Here is a 20,206-nt window from a genome sequence, read left to right as displayed (position 1 = left end):
CGCTATTGTCCCAGTTGGTCGAATCGCGCCTCGACGTCGTGGGCAAAGCGCTCGATGAACATCAGCGCCCTCACCTGCCGGGCCGCTGCCGTGGCGTCGCCGTTGGTGTCGAGTTCCTGCTCGATCACGCGCAGCGTTTCGACACGCGCATCCTCCAGCGTGTGCACCAGCGCATCGAGTTCGGCCTCGCTGCCCGCTTCGTCAAGCGCCTCGCGCCACGCCATCTGCTGCAGCAGGAACTGCGAGGGCATGGCGGTGTTGCTCTCGGCCTCGATGGGTGCGCCGCGCAACTCGCAAAGGTACGACGCGCGCCGCAGCGGATCCTTCAGACGCCGGTAGGCTTCGTTGATACGCACAGACCACTGCATGGCCACGCGTTGCGCCGATGCGCCCTGCGCCGCGAAACGGTCGGGGTGCGCCTCGCGCTGCAGTTCCTTCCAGCGCGAATCGATGGCGGCGCGGTCCTGGTGGAAGCGCTCGGGCAGCCCGAACAGGGCGAAATCGCTGTCGGAGAGCTTCACGCGCGATGGATCAGACCCGGAACGACTCACCGCAGCCGCAGCGGTCGCGCTCGTTGGGATTGTTGAACCTGAAACCCTCGTTCAGGCCTTCTCGCACGAAGTCGAGCTGCGTGCCGTCGATATACGCGAGGCTCTTGGGATCGATCAGCACCTTGACCCCGTGGTCCTCGAAGACCACGTCCTCGGGAGCGATCTCATCCACGTACTCGAGCTTGTAGGCCAGCCCCGAGCAGCCGGTGGTCTTGACGCCCAGGCGCACGCCCACGCCCTTGCCGCGCTTGGTGAGGTAGCGGTTGACATGGCGCGCGGCGGCTTCAGTCAGCGAAATAGCCATTTCTGCTTTCACGCTCCGAGCGCTGCGTGCTTCTTCTTGTAGTCCTCGACCGCCGCCTTGATGGCGTCCTCGGCCAGGATCGAGCAGTGGATCTTCACCGGCGGCAGCGCCAGCTCCTGGGCGATCTCACTGTTCTTGAGTGAGGCGGCCTGGTCCAACGTCTTGCCCTTGACCCACTCGGTCACGAGCGAGCTGGACGCGATCGCCGAGCCGCAGCCGTAGGTCTTGAAGCGCGCATCCTCGATGACACCGGTGGACGGGTTCACGCGGATCTGCAGCTTCATCACGTCACCGCATGCCGGTGCGCCCACCATGCCGGTGCCGACGCTTTCGTCGCCCTTGTCGAACGAGCCGACGTTGCGGGGGTTCTCGTAGTGGTCAACGACCTTGTCCGAATAAGCCATGTTTTCTACTCCTGTATGACGTGCGGCGGGCGCGCGCTCAGTGCGCGGCCCACTGGATGGTGCTGAGATCGACGCCGTCCTGGTACATCTCCCACAACGGGCTCAGCTCGCGCAGCTTCTGCACGTTCTTGCGGATCGACTCGACCGCATAGTCGATCTCGGCCTCCGTCGTGAAACGGCCGATGGTCATGCGCAGGCTGCTGTGGGCCAGCTCGTCGCTGCGGCCCAGCGCCCGCAGCACATAGCTGGGTTCGAGCGAAGCCGAGGTGCAGGCCGAGCCCGACGAAACCGCCAAGCCCTTGATCCCCATGATCAGCGACTCGCCCTCGACGAAGTTGAAGCTCATGTTGAGGTTGTGCGGCACGCGGTGCTCGAGGCTGCCGTTGACGAAGACCTGCTCGACGTCCTTGAGGCCTTCAAGCAGCCGCTGCTGCAGCGACCGGGCTTTGGCCCGGTCTTGCGCCATCTCTTCCCGCGCGATGCGGAAAGCCTCGCCCATGCCGACGATCTGGTGCGTGGGGAGCGTGCCGGAGCGCATGCCACGCTCGTGACCGCCGCCGTGCATCTGCGCCTCCAGGCGCACCCGCGGCTTGCGACGGACATAGAGCGCGCCAATACCCTTGGGTCCATAGGTCTTGTGCGAGGCCAGGCTCATCAAATCGACCGGCAGTGTCTTCAGGTCGATCTCCACCTTGCCGGTGGCCTGCGCCGCATCGACGTGGAAGACGATGCCGCGCTCGCGGCACAGCGCGCCGAGCGTCGCGATGTCCTGGATGACGCCGATCTCGTTGTTCACGAACATCACGCTGGCCAGGATGGTGTCCGGACGCAGGGCCGCCTTGAACGCCTCGAGATCGAGCATGCCGTCTTCCTGCACGTCGAGGTAGGTCACCTCGAAGCCCTGGCGCTCGAGCTCTCGCATGGTGTCGAGCACCGCCTTGTGCTCGGTCTTGACGGTCACCAGGTGCTTGCCGCGCGTCTTGTAGAAATGCGCCGCACCCTTGAGCGCCAGGTTGTCGGACTCGGTCGCGCCGGAGGTCCACACGATCTCGCGCGGGTCGGCCCCGATCAGGGCAGCCACTTCTTCGCGCGCCTTCTCCACGGCCGCCTCGGCCTCCCAGCCCCATGCGTGACTGCGCGAAGCCGGATTGCCGAAATGCTCGCGCAGCCAGGGAATCATGGCGTCAACGACGCGCGGATCGACGGGCGTCGTTGCGCCGTAGTCCAGGTAGATCGGGAAATGGGGAGTCGTGTCCATGGCTGGAGGCTTGGGTACTGCGTTCAAGGCTGGCTGTGGCTCTCTGGCGGAGGTCTTGTTGCGCCTCAGTTCTTTGCGAGGGCGTTGCCCAGCGCAAATACCGAGTTCGGTGCGTTCACCCGGATGGGTTTGACCACCGGGGCGCTGGAGATGGCGCGCTTGACGGCCGGCTTGTCCTCGACCTGCACGCCTTTGGCGAGTTGGTCATCGACCAGCTTCTGCAGCGTCACCGAGTCGAGGAACTCGACCATGCGCTGGTTCAGTTGCGACCACAGCTCGTGGGTCATGCAGCGGCCACCGTCGCCCGTGCAGTTTTCCTTGCCACCACACTGGGTCGCGTCCAGCGGTTCATCGACCGAAACGATGATGTCGGCCACGGTGATTTCAGCGGCCTTGCGGCCGAGGGTATAGCCGCCGCCGGGGCCGCGGGTGGACTCGACCAGTTCGTGCCGGCGCAGCTTGCCGAACAGCTGCTCGAGGTAGGAAAGGGAAATCTGCTGGCGCTGGCTGATCGCCGCCAGGGTGACGGGTCCGTTGTTCTGGCGCAGGGCCAGATCGATCATCGCGGTGACCGCAAAGCGGCCTTTGGTTGTGAGACGCATCGCAAGCTCCTTCTGCTTTGCCAAACTTCTGATCTCCCCGCGACCACTGCCGTCGAGGCCCGTCTCCACCCTGCTTGCGGCGCATCGGCCGCCCCTCACACAGGCTCTGGCACCGTGCTCGGGCAGCCCCACCGTGTGTTCTTGACAATTTCCGTCAAGTATAACGGATGTCCGACCGCCTTTGTCAGGTAAGAGACTCGTTGGACACCCAGGTGGCGACCCCTTGCCGGATCACAAGCCCGGCGGTGCGCAACGGTGTGCTTCAGTGCGGATCGATGGTTCCCGGACCGCGCGAACTCGTGCTGAACCGTCTGATTTCGTCCAGCGGTGGAGAGCCTGAAACCGGAGTCCTCCAGTTTCGACCCCGAATGCGGCAGGGAGTTCGGCGCGCGCTGGCTCCAGGCTCAGCGGCCCCCCGGCTGCAGCGCGACGATGTTGTCGCGTCCCGGCGCCCCGAAAGCGCGCTCGCGCAGCCCGGCGAGCTGGTCGCGCACCCGCGCCGCCTTCTCGAACTCGAGGTTGCGCGCGTGCTCGAGCATCTGCTTTTCCAGGCGCTTGATCTCCTTGGCGACGTCCTTCTCGGAGAGGTCCTGGGCCAGCGCACGTTGCAGCTCCTGCTGCTCGGCTTCCTTGCTCGCCTTCTCGCTGTAGACGCCGTCGATCAGGTCCCGCACCTGCTTGACGATGCTGCGCGCCGTGATGCCGTGCGCCTCGTTGTGCGCCATCTGCCGGGCGCGGCGGCGCTCGGTCTCGTCGATGGCCTTGCGCATGGAGGCCGTGATGCGGTCAGCGTAGAGAATCGCCTTTCCGTTGAGGTTGCGCGCCGCGCGTCCGATCGTCTGGATCAAGGAACGCTCCGCGCGCAGGAAGCCCTCCTTGTCGGCGTCGAGGATGGCGACCAGCGACACCTCCGGAATGTCCAGGCCCTCGCGCAGCAGGTTGATGCCCACCAGCACGTCGAAGGTTCCGAGCCGCAGGTCGCGGATGATCTCGACACGCTCGACGGTATCGACGTCGCTGTGCAGGTAGCGCACCTTCACGCCGTTGTCGCTGAGGTAGTCGGTGAGCTGCTCGGCCATCCGCTTGGTGAGCGTGGTGATCAGCACGCGCTCGTTCTTCTCGACGCGAATGCGGATCTCCTGCAGAGCGTCATCGACCTGGTGTGTGGCCGGGCGCACCTCCACCACCGGATCGACCAGGCCCGTGGGGCGCACGAGCTGCTCCACCACCTGGCCGGAGTGGGTGTTCTCGTAGTCGGCGGGGGTGGCCGATACGAAGATGACCTGGCGCATGCGCGCTTCGAACTCCTCGAACTTCAGCGGCCGGTTGTCCATCGCCGAGGGCAGGCGAAAGCCGTACTCGACCAGCGTGAGCTTGCGGGCGCGGTCGCCGTTGTACATGGCGCCCAGCTGTCCGATCATCTGGTGGCTTTCGTCCAGGAACATGATCGCGTCCTTGGGCAGGTAGTCGGTCAGCGTGGAAGGCGGCGCCCCCGGCGGCGCGCCGCTGAGGTGTCGCGTGTAGTTCTCGATGCCCTTGCAGTGGCCCACCTCGCTGAGCATTTCAAGGTCGAACCGGGTGCGCTGCTCCAGGCGCTGTGCCTCCACCAGCTTGCCCGCGTCCACCAGCTCCTTGAGACGTGAGCTCAGTTCCTGCTTGATCGAATCGACCGCCGAGAGCACCTTCTCGCGTGGCGTGACGTAGTGGCTCGACGGATAGATGGTGAAGCGCGGCACCTTCTGGCGGATGCGCCCGGTGAGCGGGTCGAACAGCTGCAGCGACTCGATCTCGTCGTCGAACAGCTCCAGGCGAACGGCCAGCTCGCTGTGCTCGGCGGGGAACACGTCGATGGTGTCGCCGCGCACGCGGAAGGTGCCGCGCGAGAAATCGTGCTCGTTGCGCGTGTACTGCATGCGAATGAGCTGGGCGATCACGTCTCGCTGGCCGATGCGGTCGCCCACGCGCGTGATGAAACGCATCTGCGTGTAGTCTTCCGGCGCGCCGATGCCGTAGATGGCACTCACCGTGGCCACGATCACGGTGTCGCGCCGCTCCAGCACGCTCTTGGTGGCAGACAGCCGCATCTGCTCGATGTGCTCGTTGATCGAGCTGTCCTTCTCGATGAACAGGTCGCGCTGCGGCACGTAGGCTTCGGGCTGGTAGTAGTCGTAGTAGCTGACGAAGTACTCCACCGCGTTGTGCGGGAAGAACTCGCGAAACTCGCTGTACAGCTGCGCCGCCAGCGTCTTGTTGGGCGCGAAGACGATCGCCGGGCGCCCCAGCCGCGCGATCACATTGGCCATCGTGAAGGTCTTGCCCGAGCCGGTCACCCCCAGCAGCGTCTGGAAGACCTCCCCGTCCTGCACGCCCTCGACCAGCTTGTCGATCGCCTGGGGCTGGTCCCCGGCCGGTGGGTACGGCTGGAACAGCTCGAATGGCGAGCCGGGATAGCGGACGAACTCGCCTTTTCGTTCGGAATCGGCGGCGGGAACTTCAAGGACTTCAGGCATGGAGCAGGCGGTCTTTCAACAGGAAAGCGCCGCAGACGGGCGGCATAAAATCGCGGGCGGCCGGGCAGCGTACAACAACCCGGCTTTACCCGGACCGAGCCCGGGCATCAGGCACATTCAAAGGATTTCCATGTCTCTGTTTTCCGCCGTCGAACTGGCCCCGCGCGACCCCATCCTCGGTCTGAACGAGCAGTTCAACGCCGACCCGAACCCCCACAAGGTCAACCTGGGCGTCGGCGTCTACTACGACGACCAGGGCAAGCTGCCCCTGCTGCACTGCGTGCTCCAGGCCGAGCAGCAGATGATGGAAAGCCCCAAGCCGCGCGGCTACCTCCCCATCGACGGTATCGCCGCCTACGACAAGGCCGTGCAGACCCTCGTATTCGGTGCCGACAGCGAGCCCGTCAAGAGCGGCCGGGCGGCCACGGTGCAGACCCTCGGCGGCACGGGCGGGCTCAAGGTCGGCGCCGACTTCCTGCGCAAGCTCGACCGCGACGCGAAGGTACTGATCAGCGACCCGAGCTGGGAAAACCACCGCGCGCTGTTCAGCCAGGCCGGCTTCACGGTCGAGACTTATCCCTACTACGACGCCCGCTCCCGCGGCATCAACTTCGAGGGCATGCTGGCAAGCCTGCGCGGCGCTCCGGCTGGCACGGTCGTGGTGCTGCACGCCTGCTGCCACAACCCCACCGGCTACGACATCTCGCCCGAACAGTGGGACGAGGTGGTCGAGGCCTGCCGCCAGGCCCGGCTGACGCCGTTCCTCGACATGGCCTACCAGGGCTTCGGCCACGGCATCGAGGAAGACGGCGCGGTCGTCGGCAAGTTCGTCGCCGCCGGCCTCACCTTCCTCGTTTCCACCTCGTTCTCGAAGAGCTTCAGCCTCTATGGGGAGCGCGTCGGCGCGCTGTCGGTGCTGTGCCAGGACAAGGCCGAGGCATCGCGCGTGCTGTCGCAGCTGAAGATCATGATCCGAACCAACTACAGCAACCCGCCGATCCACGGCGCCACCGTGGTGGCGATGGTGCTGAACACGCCCGAGCTGCGCGCCCTGTGGGAGCGCGAACTCGGCGACATGCGCCTGCGCATCAAGCAGATGCGTCTGGCGCTCGTCGAGAAGCTCAAGGCGGCCGGGGTCAAGCAGGACATGGGCTTCATCACCGATCAGATCGGAATGTTCAGCTATTCCGGCCTGAACAAGGAGCAGATGGTGCGGCTGCGCGACGAATTCAGCGTCTACGGCACCGACAGCGGGCGCATGTGCGTGGCGGCGCTCAACTCGCACAACATCGACTACGTATGCGAATCCATCGCCAAGGTGCTCTGACCGCCTGATCGGGCACACCGCACCCCGGGGCCCACGCGACCCCGGCCGCCATGGCTGGCGCCCGGCCCTGGCGCCGCTCCTCCGTTCAACGTCCTGCAGTGCGCCGCGCAGGCGCACCTGCCCTGCCCCGCCCGCGGCGGGCAGCCTGGCTGTCCCAGCGCCTGCGACGCCGCGCGCACCCCATGCCGGTCGCCAACGGAATTTCCGCAGGCGGCTGAACTCCAACCGTCAGATTCCGTGACGTACTTCACCTGAAGCACGGTCGCTCGCGTAAGCTCTGCAGTTGGGTGCTCGTCAGTAGCTGCGGCTGCTATATTGCACTGCACAACCGGACCCTGACCATGCTCTACCAGATTTATGAAGCACAGCGTTCGCTGATGGAACCGTTCGCGGATTTCGCTCAGGCCGCTGCCAAGCTCTACAGCAACCCGCTCACGCCCTTCGGCACCAACCCGCTCGCGCAGCGTGTGTCGGCTGGCTACGAGCTGATGTACCGCCTCTGGAAGGACTACGAAAAGCCCGAGTTCGGCATCAAGACGGTCAATATCGGCGCCGGGGATGTGGTGATCCACGAATCCATCGCCATCGACAAGCCCTTTTGTGAGCTGCGCCGATTCAAGCGCTTCACGGACGACCCGATCAAGCTCGAAGAGATGAAGAAGCAGCCGGTGGTGCTTGTCGTGGCGCCGCTGTCGGGTCACTACGCCACTTTGCTGCGCGACACGGTCCGCACCATGCTGCAGGACCACAAGGTCTACATCACCGACTGGAAGAACGCGCGCACCGTTCCCCTGGAGCAAGGCGAGTTCCACCTGGACGACTATGTCAACTACGTTCAGGAGTTCATCCGCCACCTGCAGGCGCAGTATGGCAACTGCCACGTCGTGAGCGTCTGCCAGCCCACGGTGCCGGTGCTGGCGGCGGTGTCGCTGATGGCCTCGCGCGGCGAGACCACGCCGCTGACGATGACCATGATGGGCGGGCCCATCGATGCGCGCAAGTCGCCCACCGCGGTGAACAACCTCGCGATGAACAAGAGCTACGAGTGGTTCGAGAACAACGTGATCTATCGCGTGCCGCAGAACTTCCCGGGCTCCGGCCGGCGCGTGTATCCCGGCTTCCTGCAGCACACCGGCTTCGTGGCGATGAACCCCGACCGCCACCTCTCCAGCCACTACGACTACTTCGAGCACCTGATCGCCGGTGACGACGCCAGCGCCGAGGCCCACCGCAAGTTCTACGACGAGTACAACGCCGTCCTCGACATGGACGCCGACTACTACCTCGAGACCATCCGCGTGGTGTTCCAGGAGTTCCGGCTGGTCCACGGTACCTGGGACGTGCGCAGCCCCGAGGGCAAGCTCGAACGCGTGCGGCCGCAGGACATCACGACCACGGCCCACCTCACGGTCGAAGGCGAACTGGACGACATCTCCGGCGCCGGCCAGACCGAGGCTGCGCACGCGCTGTGCCTGAACGTTCCGAAGGCGCGCCAGAAGCACATCGAGGTCAAGGGTGCCGGCCACTACGGCATCTTCAGCGGCCGGCGCTGGCGCGATGTCGTGTATCCGCAGGTGCGTGAATTCATCCTGCAGTTCAACGAACAACCGGCCGACGGCCGCGCCCGCGAGGGCCGCGGCCAGACCCAGGCGGCGTGAGCCCGCTGGCCCGGCGCATCCACGCCACGCTGCCGCAGACGCAGTGCACGCGCTGCGGCTGGCCGGATTGCGCCGGCTATGCCGAGGCCATCGTGCGTGGCGAAGCGGATATCAACCAGTGTCCGCCCGGCGGTGCCGAAGGCATCGAACGCCTTGCGTGCATCACCGGCCGACCCGCTCTGCCGCTGGACACGCAGCGCGGCACCGAAGCACCGCGTACCGTGGCCGTCATCGACGAAGCCTGGTGCATCGGCTGCACGCTGTGCCTCAAAGCCTGCCCCACGGACGCCATCCTCGGCGGCAACAAGCACATGCACACCGTGATCGAGCCGTGGTGCACGGGATGCGAGCTCTGCGTGCCGGTGTGCCCCGTCGATTGCATCGAACTCGTGAACGCCAGCGGCGCACGCACCGGCTGGAACGCATGGACGCCCGAGCAGGCCGACACCGCTCTGCGGCGCTACTCGGCGCGGCAGCAGCGGCTGGCGCGGACAGCGCGCGAGCACGAAGAGCGCCTGGAGGACAAGGCCCGCGCCAAGCTGGCCGACCTCCCCACGGCGACCCACGGTGCTGAAGGCGCGGAAGCCGACCGCAAGCGGGCCGTCATCGAAGCTGCCCTGGCGCGCGCACGGGCCCGGCGCGAAGCGCGAGGCTGAAAAGACGAAGCCGCTCGGTCAGGAAGACGCGACGGACGAACATCCGCGACGCGCGCTTGAGGTTCCACTTCGGTGTGCGCCCTACAGGATGCGGGCGCGCCCCCGACGCACGGTCGCCCGCCGGCCTGCGCCGCATCCCGGCGTCCTGCCTTGGCACGATGCTCAGCCGAGTGCCTTCACCCCCGTCTGACGGCGCGCGAAATCCCGGACCATCGCCTCGGCCAGCTGGCGCAGTCCATCGTCTTCGAGGCCGCGTGCGTGGCGCAACTGTTCGAGGGCATAGCCGGGGTCGCGCCCCATCATGCTGCTGCTCACGCTGAGGCCGTGGTTGGCCATGCGCAGGCTGAAGTCGCCCAGCACATCCTGGCTCCAGCTGTCGTGCCTGCACCCCAGGCGGGTAAGAGAGGCCGGCAGCGGGCGCACGGTGGGCGGCTGGGTCGCGAGGTGTCGTAGATGCGCCATGAGGGGGGCTCCTTGCGAAGTCGTTGGCGCCAGCATAGGAAGCCTCACCCGGCGCGGCATGCAAGGAAAATCCGACCCTCGCACCCGCCAATCGGCGCACCGGCACGCCAGACTCCATCGGGCGCTCCTGTCTCGCGCAGGACCACGGGCGTAGGCGGCGGCTGCTTCGCCGGCGCCCGAGCGCAGCACGCGCGTCCCGAGGTGTCGCGCCCCAGTTGGCCGCGTCAGGGCTTCCCGTCGCGGCGGGCGATGTGGCCGCTGAAGAACACCAGCTTGGGCCGGTGGTCCACGTGCCGCTTCGCCCCGCCGTCGATCGTCGCCCCGTTCTCCGCGGGCCCGTTCCGCCCCGGCCGTTCGATCACCGGCCCGTCAGATGCCGGCTGTTTCGTTCCTGCCGCTCGCGCCGATCAGTCTCATCGTCCGTCGATAAGGGAGGCCCTGCCGCCCGCGGCGCCTGTCTCCTGAGGCTCATGAGCAGCGCCTGGGGCGCCCTCGGGCCCCGCGCCGCCGCCTTGCCCCAGCGCGGTGAAGGCGCGCACGACCTCCGGCGGCGCCTGCACGAGTTCGATCAGGACGCCTTCCCCGCACAGCGGAGCGTCGGCGCTGCCACGGGGATGGATGAAAGTGATGTCGAACCCAGCCGCCCCCCGCCGGATGCCTCCCGGTGCGAAGCGCACGCCCTGCGCCGACAACCATTCGACGGCCGCTGGGAGGTCATCTATCCAGAGCCCGACGTGGTTCAGCGGCGTGGCATGCACGGCCGGCTTCTTGTCGGCGTCGATCGGCTCCATCAGATCGACCTCCACCTTGAAGGGGCCTGCGCCGAGCGCGCAGATGTCCTCATCGACGTTCTCGCGTTCGCTGCGGAAGGTGCCCGTGGGCTCCAGCCCGAGCAGATCGATCCAGAGGCGGCGCAAGGGCTCCTTGCGGGGGCCGCCGATGGCGATCTGCTGCAGGCCCAGGACGCGGAAAGGACGGCTCATCGGCCCGGCTCCCGGCGACCGGCGAGGTAGCGCACGCCTTGCGCACCGGCCCACTCGCGGTGCGGCGTGCCGGCCGCGAGACGGAAGGTGTCGCCGCAGCCGTAGCGGGCCTGCTGCCCCGCCACCTCGATGGTGATCTCGCCGTCCGTCACCAGCGCGAAGGCATCGAAGGGGTGGGTGTGCTCGTCCAGGCGATACCCCGCGGCACGTTCGATGGGCACGGGGGCAGCGAACTGTTGCGCCTGCAACTGTGCGCAGAAGTCTTCAGGGCTCATGGCAGGCCTCTTCATTCGAACTCAAGGATCGGCTGGTCCACCGCCAGCGACTCGCCCTTGGTGGCGAGCAGCTTGCCGACCACGCCATCGGCCACGGCGAACAGCACGTTCTCCATCTTCATGGCTTCGATTACCGCGAGCCGCTCACCGGCCTGCACCCTTTGGCCGGGCTGCACGGCCACATCGACCAGCAGGCCCGGCATGGGCGACAGCAGGAAGCGGCTCATGTCCGGTGGCGCCTTGTAGGGCATGAGCGCGTGCAGCTGCGCCGTGCGCGGCGTCAGCACCATGGCCTCCAGCCGCGTGCCGTCGTGGCTGACGGCGATGCCGAGCGGGTTGCGCGGCAGACCCCGTTCGACCTGCGCAGTGAACGGCCTGCCGTCCACCGTGCCGCGGATCCGGGCGGCGCCCAGGTGCCACTGCGAGCAGATCTCGAAGCGACGCTCGCCGACGGTGACCACGCTCGAGCCCGAGAGCGCCTGGAAGTCGGTGACGCGCGCCGCGTGGCGCCGGTGTGCGCCGTCGCGGCCGAGTTCGACGACGACGTACTCCTCGGCCACCCGGAACTCGTGGCCCCGCAACTGCCCGGTGATACCCGCCGAACGCTGCAGCGCCCGACGATTCACGTAGGCGGCCAGGGCCAGCAGGAAGTCAGGGTCTGCATGGCTCACATCCTCGGCGCGGAAGCCCTGCCCGTAGTGCTCGGCGATAAACCCGGTGTTGAACTGCCCCGCCTGGAAGCGTGGGTGCGCCAGCAGCGCCGCCTGGAACGGAACGTTGCTCGAGATGCCGCGTATCACGAACCCGTTGAGCGCCTCGCGCATCTTCGCGATGGCGTCGTCGCGGTCCGCGCCGTGCACGATCAGCTTGGCGATCATCGAGTCGTAGAACATCGGGATCTCGCCGCCCTCGGCCACGCCGGTATCGACCCGCACGCCGAATCGCTGGGCCGTGTCGCCCGCCCACATGGTTTCCCTGGGCGTCTGGAACTTCACCAGCCGGCCGGTGGACGGCAGGAAGCTGCGAAACGGGTCCTCGGCGTTGATGCGGCATTCGATCGCCCAGCCCTCGCGCCGCACGTCGCCTTGCCCGAGCGGCAGCTTCTCCCCCGCGGCCACACGGATCATCAGCTCCACCAGGTCCAGCCCCGTGATGCACTCCGTCACCGGGTGCTCCACCTGCAGGCGCGTGTTCATCTCCAGGAAGTAGAAGCCCTGGTCCTTGCCGACCACGAACTCCACCGTGCCCGCGCTCTGGTACTGCACGGCGCGGGCCAGGGCGACGGCCTGCTCGCCCATCGCCTTGCGCGTCGCTTCGCTGATGAAGGGCGACGGCGCCTCCTCGATCACCTTCTGGTGGCGCCGCTGGATCGAGCACTCGCGCTCGTGCAGGAAGATCACGTTGCCGTGGGCGTCGCCCAGCACCTGGATTTCGATGTGGCGCGGCTCCTCGACGAACTTCTCGATGAAGACGCGGTCGTCGCCGAAGCTGTTGCGCGCCTCGTTGCGGCAGGACTCGAACCCTTCGAGCGCCTCCTTGTCGTTCCACGCGACGCGCAGGCCCTTGCCGCCGCCGCCGGCGCTGGCCTTGATCATCACGGGGTAGCCGATGTCCCGGGCGATCTCGACCGCGCGCGTGGCGGACTCGATCGCGTCGTTCCAGCCCGGGATGGTGTTCACGCCGGCTTCGGTGGCCAGCTTCTTGGAGGCGATCTTGTCGCCCATGGCCGCGATCGAGTGGTGCTTGGGGCCGATGAAGACGATGCCCTCCTCCTCGACCCGGCGGGCGAAATCCTCGTTCTCCGAAAGAAAGCCGTAGCCGGGGTGCACCGCCTGGGCGCCGGTCTGCTTGCACGCGGCGATGATGCGGTCGCCGCGCAGGTAGCTCTCGCGGCTGGGCGCGGGGCCGATGTGAACGGCCTCGTCGGCGAGCCGCACATGGCGCGCGTCGCGGTCTGCGTCGGAGTACACGGCCACCGTCTTGATGCCCATCTTGCGCGCGGTCTTGATCACGCGGCAGGCGATCTCGCCGCGGTTGGCGATCAGGATCTTGTCGAACATTGCTTGGCTCCTCGCGCTCACAACGGGATGTTGCCGTGCTTGCGCCACGGGTTCTCGAGCTTCTTGTCGCGCAGCATCACCAGCGAGCGGCAGATGCGCTTGCGCGTCTCGTGCGGCAGGATCACGTCGTCGATGAAGCCGCGCGCGCCCGCCACGAACGGGTTGGCGAAGCGCGCCTTGTATTCGGCCTCGCGGGCGGCGATCTTCGCGGGGTCGCCCTTGTCCTCGCGGAAGATGATCTCCACGGCGCCCTTGGCGCCCATCACCGCGATCTCGGCGTTGGGCCACGCGAAGTTCACGTCGCCGCGCAGGTGCTTGGAGCTCATCACGTCGTAGGCTCCGCCATAGGCCTTGCGCGTGATCACCGTGATCTTGGGCACCGTGCACTCGGCATACGCGTAGAGCAGCTTGGCGCCGTGCTTGATGATGCCGCCGTATTCCTGGCTGGTGCCCGGCATGAAGCCAGGCACATCGACGAAGGTCAGCACCGGGATGTTGAACGCGTCGCAGAAGCGCACGAAGCGCGCCGCCTTGGTGCTGCTCTTGATGTCCAGGCAGCCCGCCAGCACCAGCGGCTGGTTGGCCACGATGCCCACCGTCTGGCCCTCCATCCGGGCGAAGCCGATGACGATGTTCTTGGCGAAGTCGGGTTGCAGCTCGAAGAAGTCGCCGTCGTCCACCGTCTTGACGATCAGCTCCTTCATGTCGTAGGGCTTGTTGGGGTTGTCCGGCACCAGCGTGTCGAGCGAATGGTCGAGACGATCGACCGGATCGTTGCTCGGGCGGATCGGCGGCTTCTCGCGGTTGTTCAGCGGCAGGTAGTTGTAGAGGCGGCGCAGCATCAGCAGCGCCTCGACGTCGTTGTCGAAAGCCAGGTCGGCCACGCCGCTGCGGGTGGTGTGGGTGGTCGCGCCACCGAGCTCCTCGGCGGTGACTTCCTCGTGGGTGACCGTCTTCACCACCTCCGGCCCGGTCACGAACATGTAGGAGCTGTCGCGCACCATGAAGATGAAGTCGGTCATGGCGGGCGAGTACACGGCGCCACCGGCGCAGGGGCCCATGATCATGCTGATCTGCGGCACCACGCCCGAGGCCAGCACGTTGCGCTGGAACACGTCGGCGTAGCCGCCGAGCGACGCCACGCCTTCCTGGATGCGCGCGCCCCCCGAATCGTTGAGTCCAATCACCGGCGCGCCGACCTTCATCGCCTGATCCATCACCTTGCAGATCTTCTCGGCATGCGCCTCGCTCAGGGCACCGCCGAAGACGGTGAAGTCCTGGCTGAAGACGAACACCAGGCGGCCGTTGATCATTCCATAGCCGGTGACCACGCCGTCGCCCGGCACCTTCTGGTCGGCCATGCCGAAGTCGGTGCAGCGGTGCTCGACGAACATGTCCCATTCCTCGAACGTGCCCTCGTCCAGCAGCAGCTCCAGGCGTTCGCGCGCCGTGAGCTTGCCCTTGCGGTGCTGCGCGTCGATGCGCTTGTCGCCACCGCCCAGGCGGGCGGCGGCGCGTTTCTTCTCCAGTTGTTCGAGGATGTCTTGCATGGTTCCTGGTGGTGGTGCCTAGGGGGTTTCGCGCCGGGCGCCGAGCAGCTGGCGTGCGGCCGTGGAGGCCGGCACCCGGCCGGCTTCGACATCCGCGGCGAGCGCGGGCAACAGGCCCTTCACCGCGGGGTGCTGGTGGAACTCCTGGCGCAGGCCCGCTTCGATGCGCTCCCACATCCACGCCAATGCCTGCCGCCTGCGGCGGGCGTGCAGCGCGCCGGACGCCTCGCGTGCCTGCCGCAGGCGGCTGACCGCCTGCCAGAACGCGTCGATGCCGGTGGAGCGCAGCGCGCTCAGCTGCAGCACGCGCTCCAACGGCGCACCGCCGCCGCCGCCGTGTGCGTCGGTGTGCGGATCGGCGCTGCGGCCGTGCTGCGTGAACAGCCGCATGGCGCTGGTGATCTGCGCCTGCGCGCGGGTGGCGGCGTCGGGGTCGAGATCGGCCTTGTTGATCAACACGAGGTCGGCCAGTTCCATCACACCCTTCTTGATGGCCTGCAGGTCGTCGCCCGCGTTGGGCAGTTGCATCAGCACGAACAGGTCGGTCATGCCAGCCACGGCCGTCTCGCTCTGGCCGACGCCCACCGTCTCGACGATCACGACGTCGTGCCCCGCCGCCTCGCACACCAGCATGGCCTCGCGCGTCTTCTCGGCGACCCCGCCGAGCGTGCCGCCCGAGGGGCTGGGGCGGATGAAGGCGCGCTCGTGTACCGACAGGCGCTCCATGCGCGTCTTGTCACCGAGGATGGAGCCGCCCGAGATGCTGCTGGACGGGTCCACCGCCAGCACCGCGACGCGGTGGCCGCGTTCGATGAGGTACAGCCCCAGGGCCTCGATGAAGGTGCTCTTGCCGACGCCCGGCACGCCGCTGATGCCAAGGCGAAACGATCGCCCGGTGTGCGGCAGCAGCGCTGTGAGCAGCTGGTCGGCGCGCTCGCGGTGGTCCGCGCGCGTGGATTCGAGCAGGGTGATCGCCTTGGCCATGGCGCGGCGCTGCCCCGGGCCGGATGCGTCCAGCAAGGCGTGCTCCAGGGTGGCGGAAGCGGCGGAAGTGCTCACGACGTCGGGCAGGCGGCGCTCAGGAGGGGGAATGCGCCTTGCGGATCTGCTCCAGCACGTCCTTGGCGCTGGCGGGAATCGGCGTGCCCGGACCGTAGATGCCCTTGACGCCCGCCTCGTAGAGAAAGTCGTAGTCCTGGCGCGGAATGACGCCCCCCACGAACACCACGATGTCGTCGGCTCCCTGGCGCCGCAGCTCCTGGATGATGGCCGGCACCAGCGTCTTGTGGCCGGCGGCGAGCGTCGAGATACCCACGGCGTGCACGTCGTTCTCGATGGCCTGCCGGGCACACTCCTCGGGCGTCTGGAACAGCGGTCCCATATCGACGTCGAAGCCCAGGTCTGCGAACGCGGTCGCCACGACCTTGGCGCCCCGGTCGTGCCCGTCCTGCCCGAGCTTGGCGATCATCACGCGGGGCCGGCGGCCCTGCTCCTGCGCGAACTGCGCAATTTCCTGCTGGAGCTTGCCCCAGCCTTCGGCACTGTCGTAGGCGGCTGCGTACACACCGGTCACCTTCTGGGCATCGGCGCGGTGGCGCCCGAATACTTTTTCGAGCGCATCGGAGACTTCGCCCACCGTTGCGCGTGCGCGGATCGCCTCGACGCTGGCGGCGAGCAGGTTGCCTTCGCCGCGCGCAGCGGCCTCGGTGAGTGCGGCGAGCGCCCGATCCACACGGGCCGCGTCGCGGCGCTCCCGCACCGAGCGCAGCCGGGCGACCTGCTGCTCGCGCACCATCACGTTGTCCACCTCGAGGATGTCCACCGGATCTTCCTTGGCCAGGCGGTACTTGTTGACGCCGACGATCACGTCGCGGCCGGCGTCGATGCGGGCCTGCTTCTCGGCGGCGGCGGCTTCGATCTTGAGCTTGGCCCAGCCCGAATCGACGGCCCGGGTCATCCCGCCCATGGCCTCGACCTCTTCGATGATCGCCCAGGCCGCATCGGCCATGTCCTGGGTGAGCTTCTCCATCATGTAGCTGCCGGCCCAGGGGTCGATCACGTCAGGGATGTGGGTCTCCTCCTGGATGATCAGCTGCGTGTTGCGGGCGATGCGCGAGGAGAACTCGGTCGGCAGCGCGATGGCTTCGTCGAAGCTGTTCGTGTGCAGCGACTGCGTGCCGCCGAACACCGCGGCCATGGCCTCGATGGTGGTGCGCACGATGTTGTTGTACGGGTCCTGCTCGGTCAGGGACCAGCCGGAGGTCTGCGAGTGCGTGCGCAGCATCAGGCTCTTGGGGCTCTTCGCGCCGAAGCTTTTCATGATGCGGCACCACAGCAGCCGCGCCGCCCGCATCTTGGCAATCTCGAGGTAGAAGTTCATCCCCACTGCCCAGAAGAACGACAGGCGCCCCGCGAAGCCGTCCACGTCGAGCCCCTTGGCGAGCGCGGTCTTGACGTACTCCTTGCCGTCGGCGAGGGTGAAGGCGAGCTCCAGCGCCTGGTTGGCGCCCGCTTCCTGCATGTGGTAGCCGGAAATCGAGATCGAGTTGAACTTCGGCATGTGCTGCGCCGTGTACTCGATGATGTCGCCGATGATCCGCATGCTCGGCTCGGGCGGGTAGATGTAGGTGTTGCGGACCATGAACTCCTTGAGGATGTCGTTCTGGATGGTCCCCGACAGCTGCTCCTGCGCGATGCCCTGCTCCTCGGCCGCGACGATGTAGCCGGCCAGCACGGGCAGCACCGCGCCGTTCATGGTCATGGACACCGACACCTTGTCCAGCGGGATGCCGTCGAACAGGATCTTCATGTCCTCGACGCTGTCGATCGCGACACCGGCCTTGCCCACGTCACCCGTGACGCGCGGATGGTCGCTGTCGTAGCCGCGGTGGGTGGCGAGGTCGAAGGCGACCGACACCCCCTGCCCTCCCGCCGCGAGCGCCCGGCGGTAGAAGGCGTTGCTCTCCTCGGCGGTGGAAAAGCCGGCGTACTGCCGGATCGTCCAGGGCCGCACCGCGTACATGGTGGCCTGCGGGCCGCGCAGGTAGGGCTCGAAGCCCGGCAGGGTGTCGGTGTGTGCGAGGCCCTGCAGGTCGGCGGCGGTGTAGAGCGGCTTGACGGTGATGCCGTCGGGCGTGACCCAGTCCAGGGCGGCGAGATCACCGCCCGGGGCGGACTTGGCGGCGGCGCGTGCCCAGTCGTCGAGGCTGGCCGGTCGGAATTCGGGATCGTGGCTCATCGGGCGTCTCGGAAGAATCGTGGCAGTCTACTGCATTCATAATTACGAAACCCTGCGAAGCCGCTGTTCGTCACCCGCCTCCGACTGCTCCGCCCCCAACTCCAGGCCACCTCCGGTAACCCGCATGTCCGCAGTTCCACTCGCTCCGCGTGCCCTCTACGAAGAGGTGGCCGAGCGCATCCGCCAGCGCATCTTCCTGCGCGAGCTCGAGCCGGGCAGCTGGATCGACGAGATCAAGCTTGCCCAGGAGTACGGCATCAGCCGCACGCCCCTGCGCGAGGCGCTGAAGGTGCTGGCCGCCGAGGGCCTGGTGACCATGAAGGTGCGCCGCGGCGCCTATGTCACCGAGGTGTCCGAGCGCGACCTGGCCGAGGTCTACCACCTGCTCGCACTACTCGAAAGCGACGCCGCCGGCGACGTCGCACGGCACGCGAGCGACGAAGCGCTGCACGAGCTGCAGGTCATCCATGCCGAGCTGGCGGCGGCGAGCAAGCGGCGCGAGCGCTTCTTTGCCGTCAACGAGCGCTTCCACATGCGCCTGCTGGAGATCGCGGGCAATCGCTGGCGCAACCAGTTGGTGGCCGACCTGCGCAAGCTCATGAAGCTGCACCGCCACAACTCGCTGCTCAAGCGCGGCCGGGTGGAAGAGTCCCTGGCAGAACACGAGGGGCTGATGCAGGCCCTGGTGCGCAGGGACGCCGCGGCGGCGACCCAGCGCATGCAGGAGCATTTCCGCAACGGGCTGGAAGCGGCCGGTTGAACCGTTTGCCAGGGACCGCGGGGAGCTCGGTCGCAGCCGCTGAGACGGCGGCGCGGGTCGGCAAGTAGCCGAGCTGCCCGCCTACTGCACCACCGAAGTCACCGGCGGCTGGTCGCCCGGGGGCGCGAACAGCTGGGCCGCATCGACGGCGTCGAAGCGGTACTGGCGGCCGCAGAAGTCACAGCCGACCTCGATGTCTCCGCGCTCGGCGAGGATGCTGTCGGCCTCGGCACGACCCAGGCCGCGGATCATGCCGGCCACGCGCTCGCGGCTGCAGGTGCAATCGAAGCGCGGGGTCTGCGGCGGAAAGCGCAGCAGCTGCTCCTCCCAGAAGAGGCGCCGCAGGATGGTCTCGACGTCGAGCTCCAGCAGTTCCTGCCGGGTGAGGCTGGCAGCCAGGGTGGCGATGCGGTTGAAGTGCTCGTTCAAGCCGATCTCGTCTTCGTTCGCCTTGCTCACCAGGCTGCCGGCGAGGTTCCCCTCCCCCTCCAGCGGCAGGCGCTGGATCAGCAGGCCGGCGGCGACCTTGGCGTCGGCGGCCAGTACGAGCCGGGTGTCGAGCTGCTCGGACTGGAGCATGTAGTGCTCCAGCACGTCCGAGAGCCGCTCGATCTTTTCGCGGCGGTCTCCGTGCAGCGGCACCACGCCCTGGTAGGGCTGCTGGCCGGGGAACTTGTCGCGTGGATCGAGCGTGATGGCGCAGCGTCCATGGTTGTGCTGGTTGACCAGATGGGACAGGCGGGCGTCGGCGGGCACGTCGCCGACCACCTTGGCGGTGGCGCGGAAGGACAGGTCGTGCTGCACCTCGGCCACGGCCACCTTCACCGGCCCGTCGCCGAAGATCTGCAGGACCAGCGCCCCGTTGAACTTGATGTTGGACTGCATCAGCGCCCCGGCCGCCGCCATCTCGCCGATCAGCTCGGCGACCGGCGGAGCCCAGGGCCCGGTGGCCGTGTTGGCCTCGCGGCGGTGCAGCACCTCCGTCCAGGCGTCGGTCAGCCGCACGATCATGCCGCGCACCGGCAGGCCGTCGAACAGGAACTTGTGGAGCTCGTTCAAGAGAGAACCTCAGGCGATCTTCTTGAGGCCGCGCGCGAACCGGCGGGCGTTTGCTACGTAATGCTCTGCGCTTTCGGCCAGCTTGCGTGCGGCCGCGTCGTCGAGCGTGCGCACCACCCGGGCAGGGCTGCCGATGATGAGCGAGTTGTCGGGGAATTCCTTGCCTTCTGTGACGACGCTGCCGGCGCCGACGATGCAGTTGCGGCCGATCCGGGCTCCATTGAGCACCACCGCGCCGATGCCGATGAGGCTGTTGTCGCCGATGGTGCAGCCGTGGACCATCACCTGGTGCCCGATGGTGACGTTGTCGCCGATGACCAGCGGCTTGCCGTGGTCCGCATGCAGCACCGAAAGGTCTTGCACGTTGCTGTTGCGCCCCACGCGGATGGTCTCGGTGTCGCCGCGCAGGACAGCCCCGAACCAGACGTTGGCGTGCTCCGCGAGCACCACATCGCCGATGACCTCGGCACTGTCGGCCACCCATGCGCCGGTGCCGAGTTGGGGGGACTTGCCGTCGAGTTCATAGAGGGCCATGGCGGATTCCGAAGG

At 67.5% G+C, this 20,206-nt stretch carries 18 protein-coding genes and 1 pseudogene; 4 read left to right on the top strand and 15 right to left on the bottom strand.

Going from position 1 to position 20,206, the window contains the following annotated elements; translation table 11 throughout:
• Positions 1-2: 2 nt before the first annotated feature.
• The 6 genes from hscB to uvrB form a co-directional block, all read right to left on the bottom strand.
• Positions 3-521, bottom strand: coding sequence for a Fe-S protein assembly co-chaperone HscB (gene hscB / locus WG922_RS20125; protein WP_340284768.1), 519 nt, complete (start codon positions 519-521; stop codon positions 3-5).
• A 10-nt stretch (positions 522-531) separates the two neighbouring features.
• Positions 532-855: an iron-sulfur cluster assembly protein IscA gene (iscA, locus tag WG922_RS20120; RefSeq protein WP_340284766.1), complete on the bottom strand. Its 324-nt coding sequence runs from the start codon at positions 853-855 to the stop codon at positions 532-534.
• Positions 856-863: 8 nt separating this feature from the next.
• Entirely contained in the window at positions 864-1,259 is a 396-nt protein-coding gene (gene iscU / locus WG922_RS20115) for a Fe-S cluster assembly scaffold IscU (protein ID WP_340284764.1), read from the bottom strand.
• A gap of 37 nt (positions 1,260-1,296) precedes the next feature.
• Positions 1,297-2,517 (bottom strand): IscS subfamily cysteine desulfurase, encoded by a 1,221-nt coding sequence (locus WG922_RS20110; protein ID WP_340284763.1) that lies wholly within the window; start codon positions 2,515-2,517, stop codon positions 1,297-1,299.
• A gap of 65 nt (positions 2,518-2,582) precedes the next feature.
• Positions 2,583-3,119 carry a Fe-S cluster assembly transcriptional regulator IscR gene (gene iscR, locus WG922_RS20105; RefSeq protein WP_340284761.1) on the bottom strand — a complete coding sequence of 179 codons (537 nt, stop codon included), beginning with the start codon at positions 3,117-3,119 and terminating at the stop codon, positions 2,583-2,585.
• Positions 3,120-3,523: 404 nt separating this feature from the next.
• Complete coding sequence (gene uvrB / locus WG922_RS20100; RefSeq protein ID WP_340284759.1) at positions 3,524-5,629, bottom strand: excinuclease ABC subunit UvrB; 2,106 nt, start codon at positions 5,627-5,629, stop codon at positions 3,524-3,526.
• Between the two features lie 130 nt (positions 5,630-5,759).
• Here uvrB and WG922_RS20095 point away from each other — a divergent pair, with 130 nt between their 5' ends.
• The 3 genes from WG922_RS20095 (at position 5,760) to rsxB (ending at position 9,270) form a co-directional block, all read left to right on the top strand.
• Positions 5,760-6,956, top strand: a complete 1,197-nt coding sequence (locus tag WG922_RS20095; protein WP_340284757.1) for an amino acid aminotransferase — start codon at positions 5,760-5,762, stop codon at positions 6,954-6,956.
• A 341-nt stretch (positions 6,957-7,297) separates the two neighbouring features.
• The gene (locus WG922_RS20090) at positions 7,298-8,614 is read left to right on the top strand and encodes a polyhydroxyalkanoate depolymerase (protein WP_340284756.1); all 1,317 of its coding nucleotides are present in this window, start codon (positions 7,298-7,300) and stop codon (positions 8,612-8,614) included.
• Entirely contained in the window at positions 8,611-9,270 is a 660-nt protein-coding gene (gene rsxB, locus WG922_RS20085; RefSeq protein WP_340284753.1) for an electron transport complex subunit RsxB, read from the top strand. The genes WG922_RS20090 and rsxB overlap by 4 nt, the downstream gene beginning before the upstream one ends.
• Before the next feature lie 162 nt (positions 9,271-9,432).
• On the opposite strand, the gene WG922_RS20080 is transcribed toward rsxB, so the two are convergent.
• The 7 genes and pseudogenes from WG922_RS20080 to scpA form a co-directional block, all read right to left on the bottom strand.
• Positions 9,433-9,732 carry a hypothetical protein gene (locus WG922_RS20080; protein WP_340284751.1) on the bottom strand — a complete coding sequence of 100 codons (300 nt, stop codon included), beginning with the start codon at positions 9,730-9,732 and terminating at the stop codon, positions 9,433-9,435.
• 518 nt (positions 9,733-10,250) lie between these two features.
• Positions 10,251-10,715: pseudogene (locus WG922_RS20075) on the bottom strand (VOC family protein); the annotation flags it as partial.
• The gene (locus WG922_RS20070; RefSeq protein WP_340284748.1) at positions 10,712-10,990 is read right to left on the bottom strand and encodes a cupin domain-containing protein; all 279 of its coding nucleotides are present in this window, start codon (positions 10,988-10,990) and stop codon (positions 10,712-10,714) included. The pseudogene WG922_RS20075 and the gene WG922_RS20070, both read right to left, overlap by 4 nt.
• Positions 10,991-11,001: 11 nt before the next feature.
• Complete coding sequence (locus WG922_RS20065) at positions 11,002-13,050, bottom strand: acetyl/propionyl/methylcrotonyl-CoA carboxylase subunit alpha (RefSeq protein WP_340284746.1); 2,049 nt, start codon at positions 13,048-13,050, stop codon at positions 11,002-11,004.
• Between the two features lie 17 nt (positions 13,051-13,067).
• A complete protein-coding gene (locus WG922_RS20060) occupies positions 13,068-14,600 on the bottom strand; it encodes an acyl-CoA carboxylase subunit beta (protein ID WP_340284743.1) in 1,533 nt (510 codons plus the stop codon).
• A gap of 18 nt (positions 14,601-14,618) precedes the next feature.
• A complete protein-coding gene (gene meaB, locus WG922_RS20055; protein ID WP_445322864.1) occupies positions 14,619-15,584 on the bottom strand; it encodes a methylmalonyl Co-A mutase-associated GTPase MeaB in 966 nt (321 codons plus the stop codon).
• A gap of 94 nt (positions 15,585-15,678) precedes the next feature.
• Positions 15,679-17,838 (bottom strand): methylmalonyl-CoA mutase, encoded by a 2,160-nt coding sequence (gene scpA, locus WG922_RS20050; RefSeq protein WP_340284741.1) that lies wholly within the window; start codon positions 17,836-17,838, stop codon positions 15,679-15,681.
• Between the two features lie 124 nt (positions 17,839-17,962).
• On the opposite strand from scpA, the gene WG922_RS20045 reads away from it, so the two are divergent.
• A complete protein-coding gene (locus tag WG922_RS20045; protein WP_340284739.1) occupies positions 17,963-18,598 on the top strand; it encodes a GntR family transcriptional regulator in 636 nt (211 codons plus the stop codon).
• Between the two features lie 81 nt (positions 18,599-18,679).
• Here the strand turns inward: WG922_RS20045 and hslO are convergent, their stop codons facing one another.
• Positions 18,680-19,657, bottom strand: coding sequence for an Hsp33 family molecular chaperone HslO (hslO, locus tag WG922_RS20040; RefSeq protein WP_340284737.1), 978 nt, complete (start codon positions 19,655-19,657; stop codon positions 18,680-18,682).
• A 9-nt stretch (positions 19,658-19,666) separates the two neighbouring features.
• Positions 19,667-20,191 (bottom strand): gamma carbonic anhydrase family protein, encoded by a 525-nt coding sequence (locus tag WG922_RS20035; protein WP_340284736.1) that lies wholly within the window; start codon positions 20,189-20,191, stop codon positions 19,667-19,669.
• Between the last annotated feature and the right edge of the window lie 15 nt (positions 20,192-20,206).

This window comes from Ramlibacter sp. AN1015 (genome assembly GCF_037726105.1).
Lineage (GTDB): Bacteria > Pseudomonadota > Gammaproteobacteria > Burkholderiales > Burkholderiaceae_C > Ramlibacter.
Note: the sequence above shows the minus strand (reverse complement) of the source record. Positions and strands in the feature narration are given on the sequence as shown.

Bases quoted from the DNA above. Each gene is read 5' to 3' on its own strand.
- WG922_RS20045 (WP_340284739.1), top strand. From the start codon at position 17,963: ATGTCCGCAGTTCCACTCGCTCCGCGTGCCCTCTACGAAGAGGTGGCC.
- WG922_RS20090 (WP_340284756.1), top strand. From the start codon at position 7,298: ATGCTCTACCAGATTTATGAAGCACAGCGTTCGCTGATGGAACCGTTC.
- iscU (WP_340284764.1), bottom strand. From the start codon at position 1,259: ATGGCTTATTCGGACAAGGTCGTTGACCACTACGAGAACCCCCGCAAC.
- WG922_RS20095 (WP_340284757.1), top strand. From the start codon at position 5,760: ATGTCTCTGTTTTCCGCCGTCGAACTGGCCCCGCGCGACCCCATCCTC.
- WG922_RS20035 (WP_340284736.1), bottom strand. From the start codon at position 20,191: ATGGCCCTCTATGAACTCGACGGCAAGTCCCCCCAACTCGGCACCGGC.
- WG922_RS20080 (WP_340284751.1), bottom strand. From the start codon at position 9,732: ATGGCGCATCTACGACACCTCGCGACCCAGCCGCCCACCGTGCGCCCG.
- iscA (WP_340284766.1), bottom strand. From the start codon at position 855: ATGGCTATTTCGCTGACTGAAGCCGCCGCGCGCCATGTCAACCGCTAC.
- uvrB (WP_340284759.1), bottom strand. From the start codon at position 5,629: ATGCCTGAAGTCCTTGAAGTTCCCGCCGCCGATTCCGAACGAAAAGGC.
- iscR (WP_340284761.1), bottom strand. From the start codon at position 3,119: ATGCGTCTCACAACCAAAGGCCGCTTTGCGGTCACCGCGATGATCGAT.
- WG922_RS20070 (WP_340284748.1), bottom strand. From the start codon at position 10,990: ATGAGCCCTGAAGACTTCTGCGCACAGTTGCAGGCGCAACAGTTCGCT.
- meaB (WP_445322864.1), bottom strand. From the start codon at position 15,584: ATGGCCAAGGCGATCACCCTGCTCGAATCCACGCGCGCGGACCACCGC.
- scpA (WP_340284741.1), bottom strand. From the start codon at position 17,838: ATGAGCCACGATCCCGAATTCCGACCGGCCAGCCTCGACGACTGGGCA.
- WG922_RS20110 (WP_340284763.1), bottom strand. From the start codon at position 2,517: ATGGACACGACTCCCCATTTCCCGATCTACCTGGACTACGGCGCAACG.
- WG922_RS20060 (WP_340284743.1), bottom strand. From the start codon at position 14,600: ATGCAAGACATCCTCGAACAACTGGAGAAGAAACGCGCCGCCGCCCGC.
- WG922_RS20065 (WP_340284746.1), bottom strand. From the start codon at position 13,050: ATGTTCGACAAGATCCTGATCGCCAACCGCGGCGAGATCGCCTGCCGC.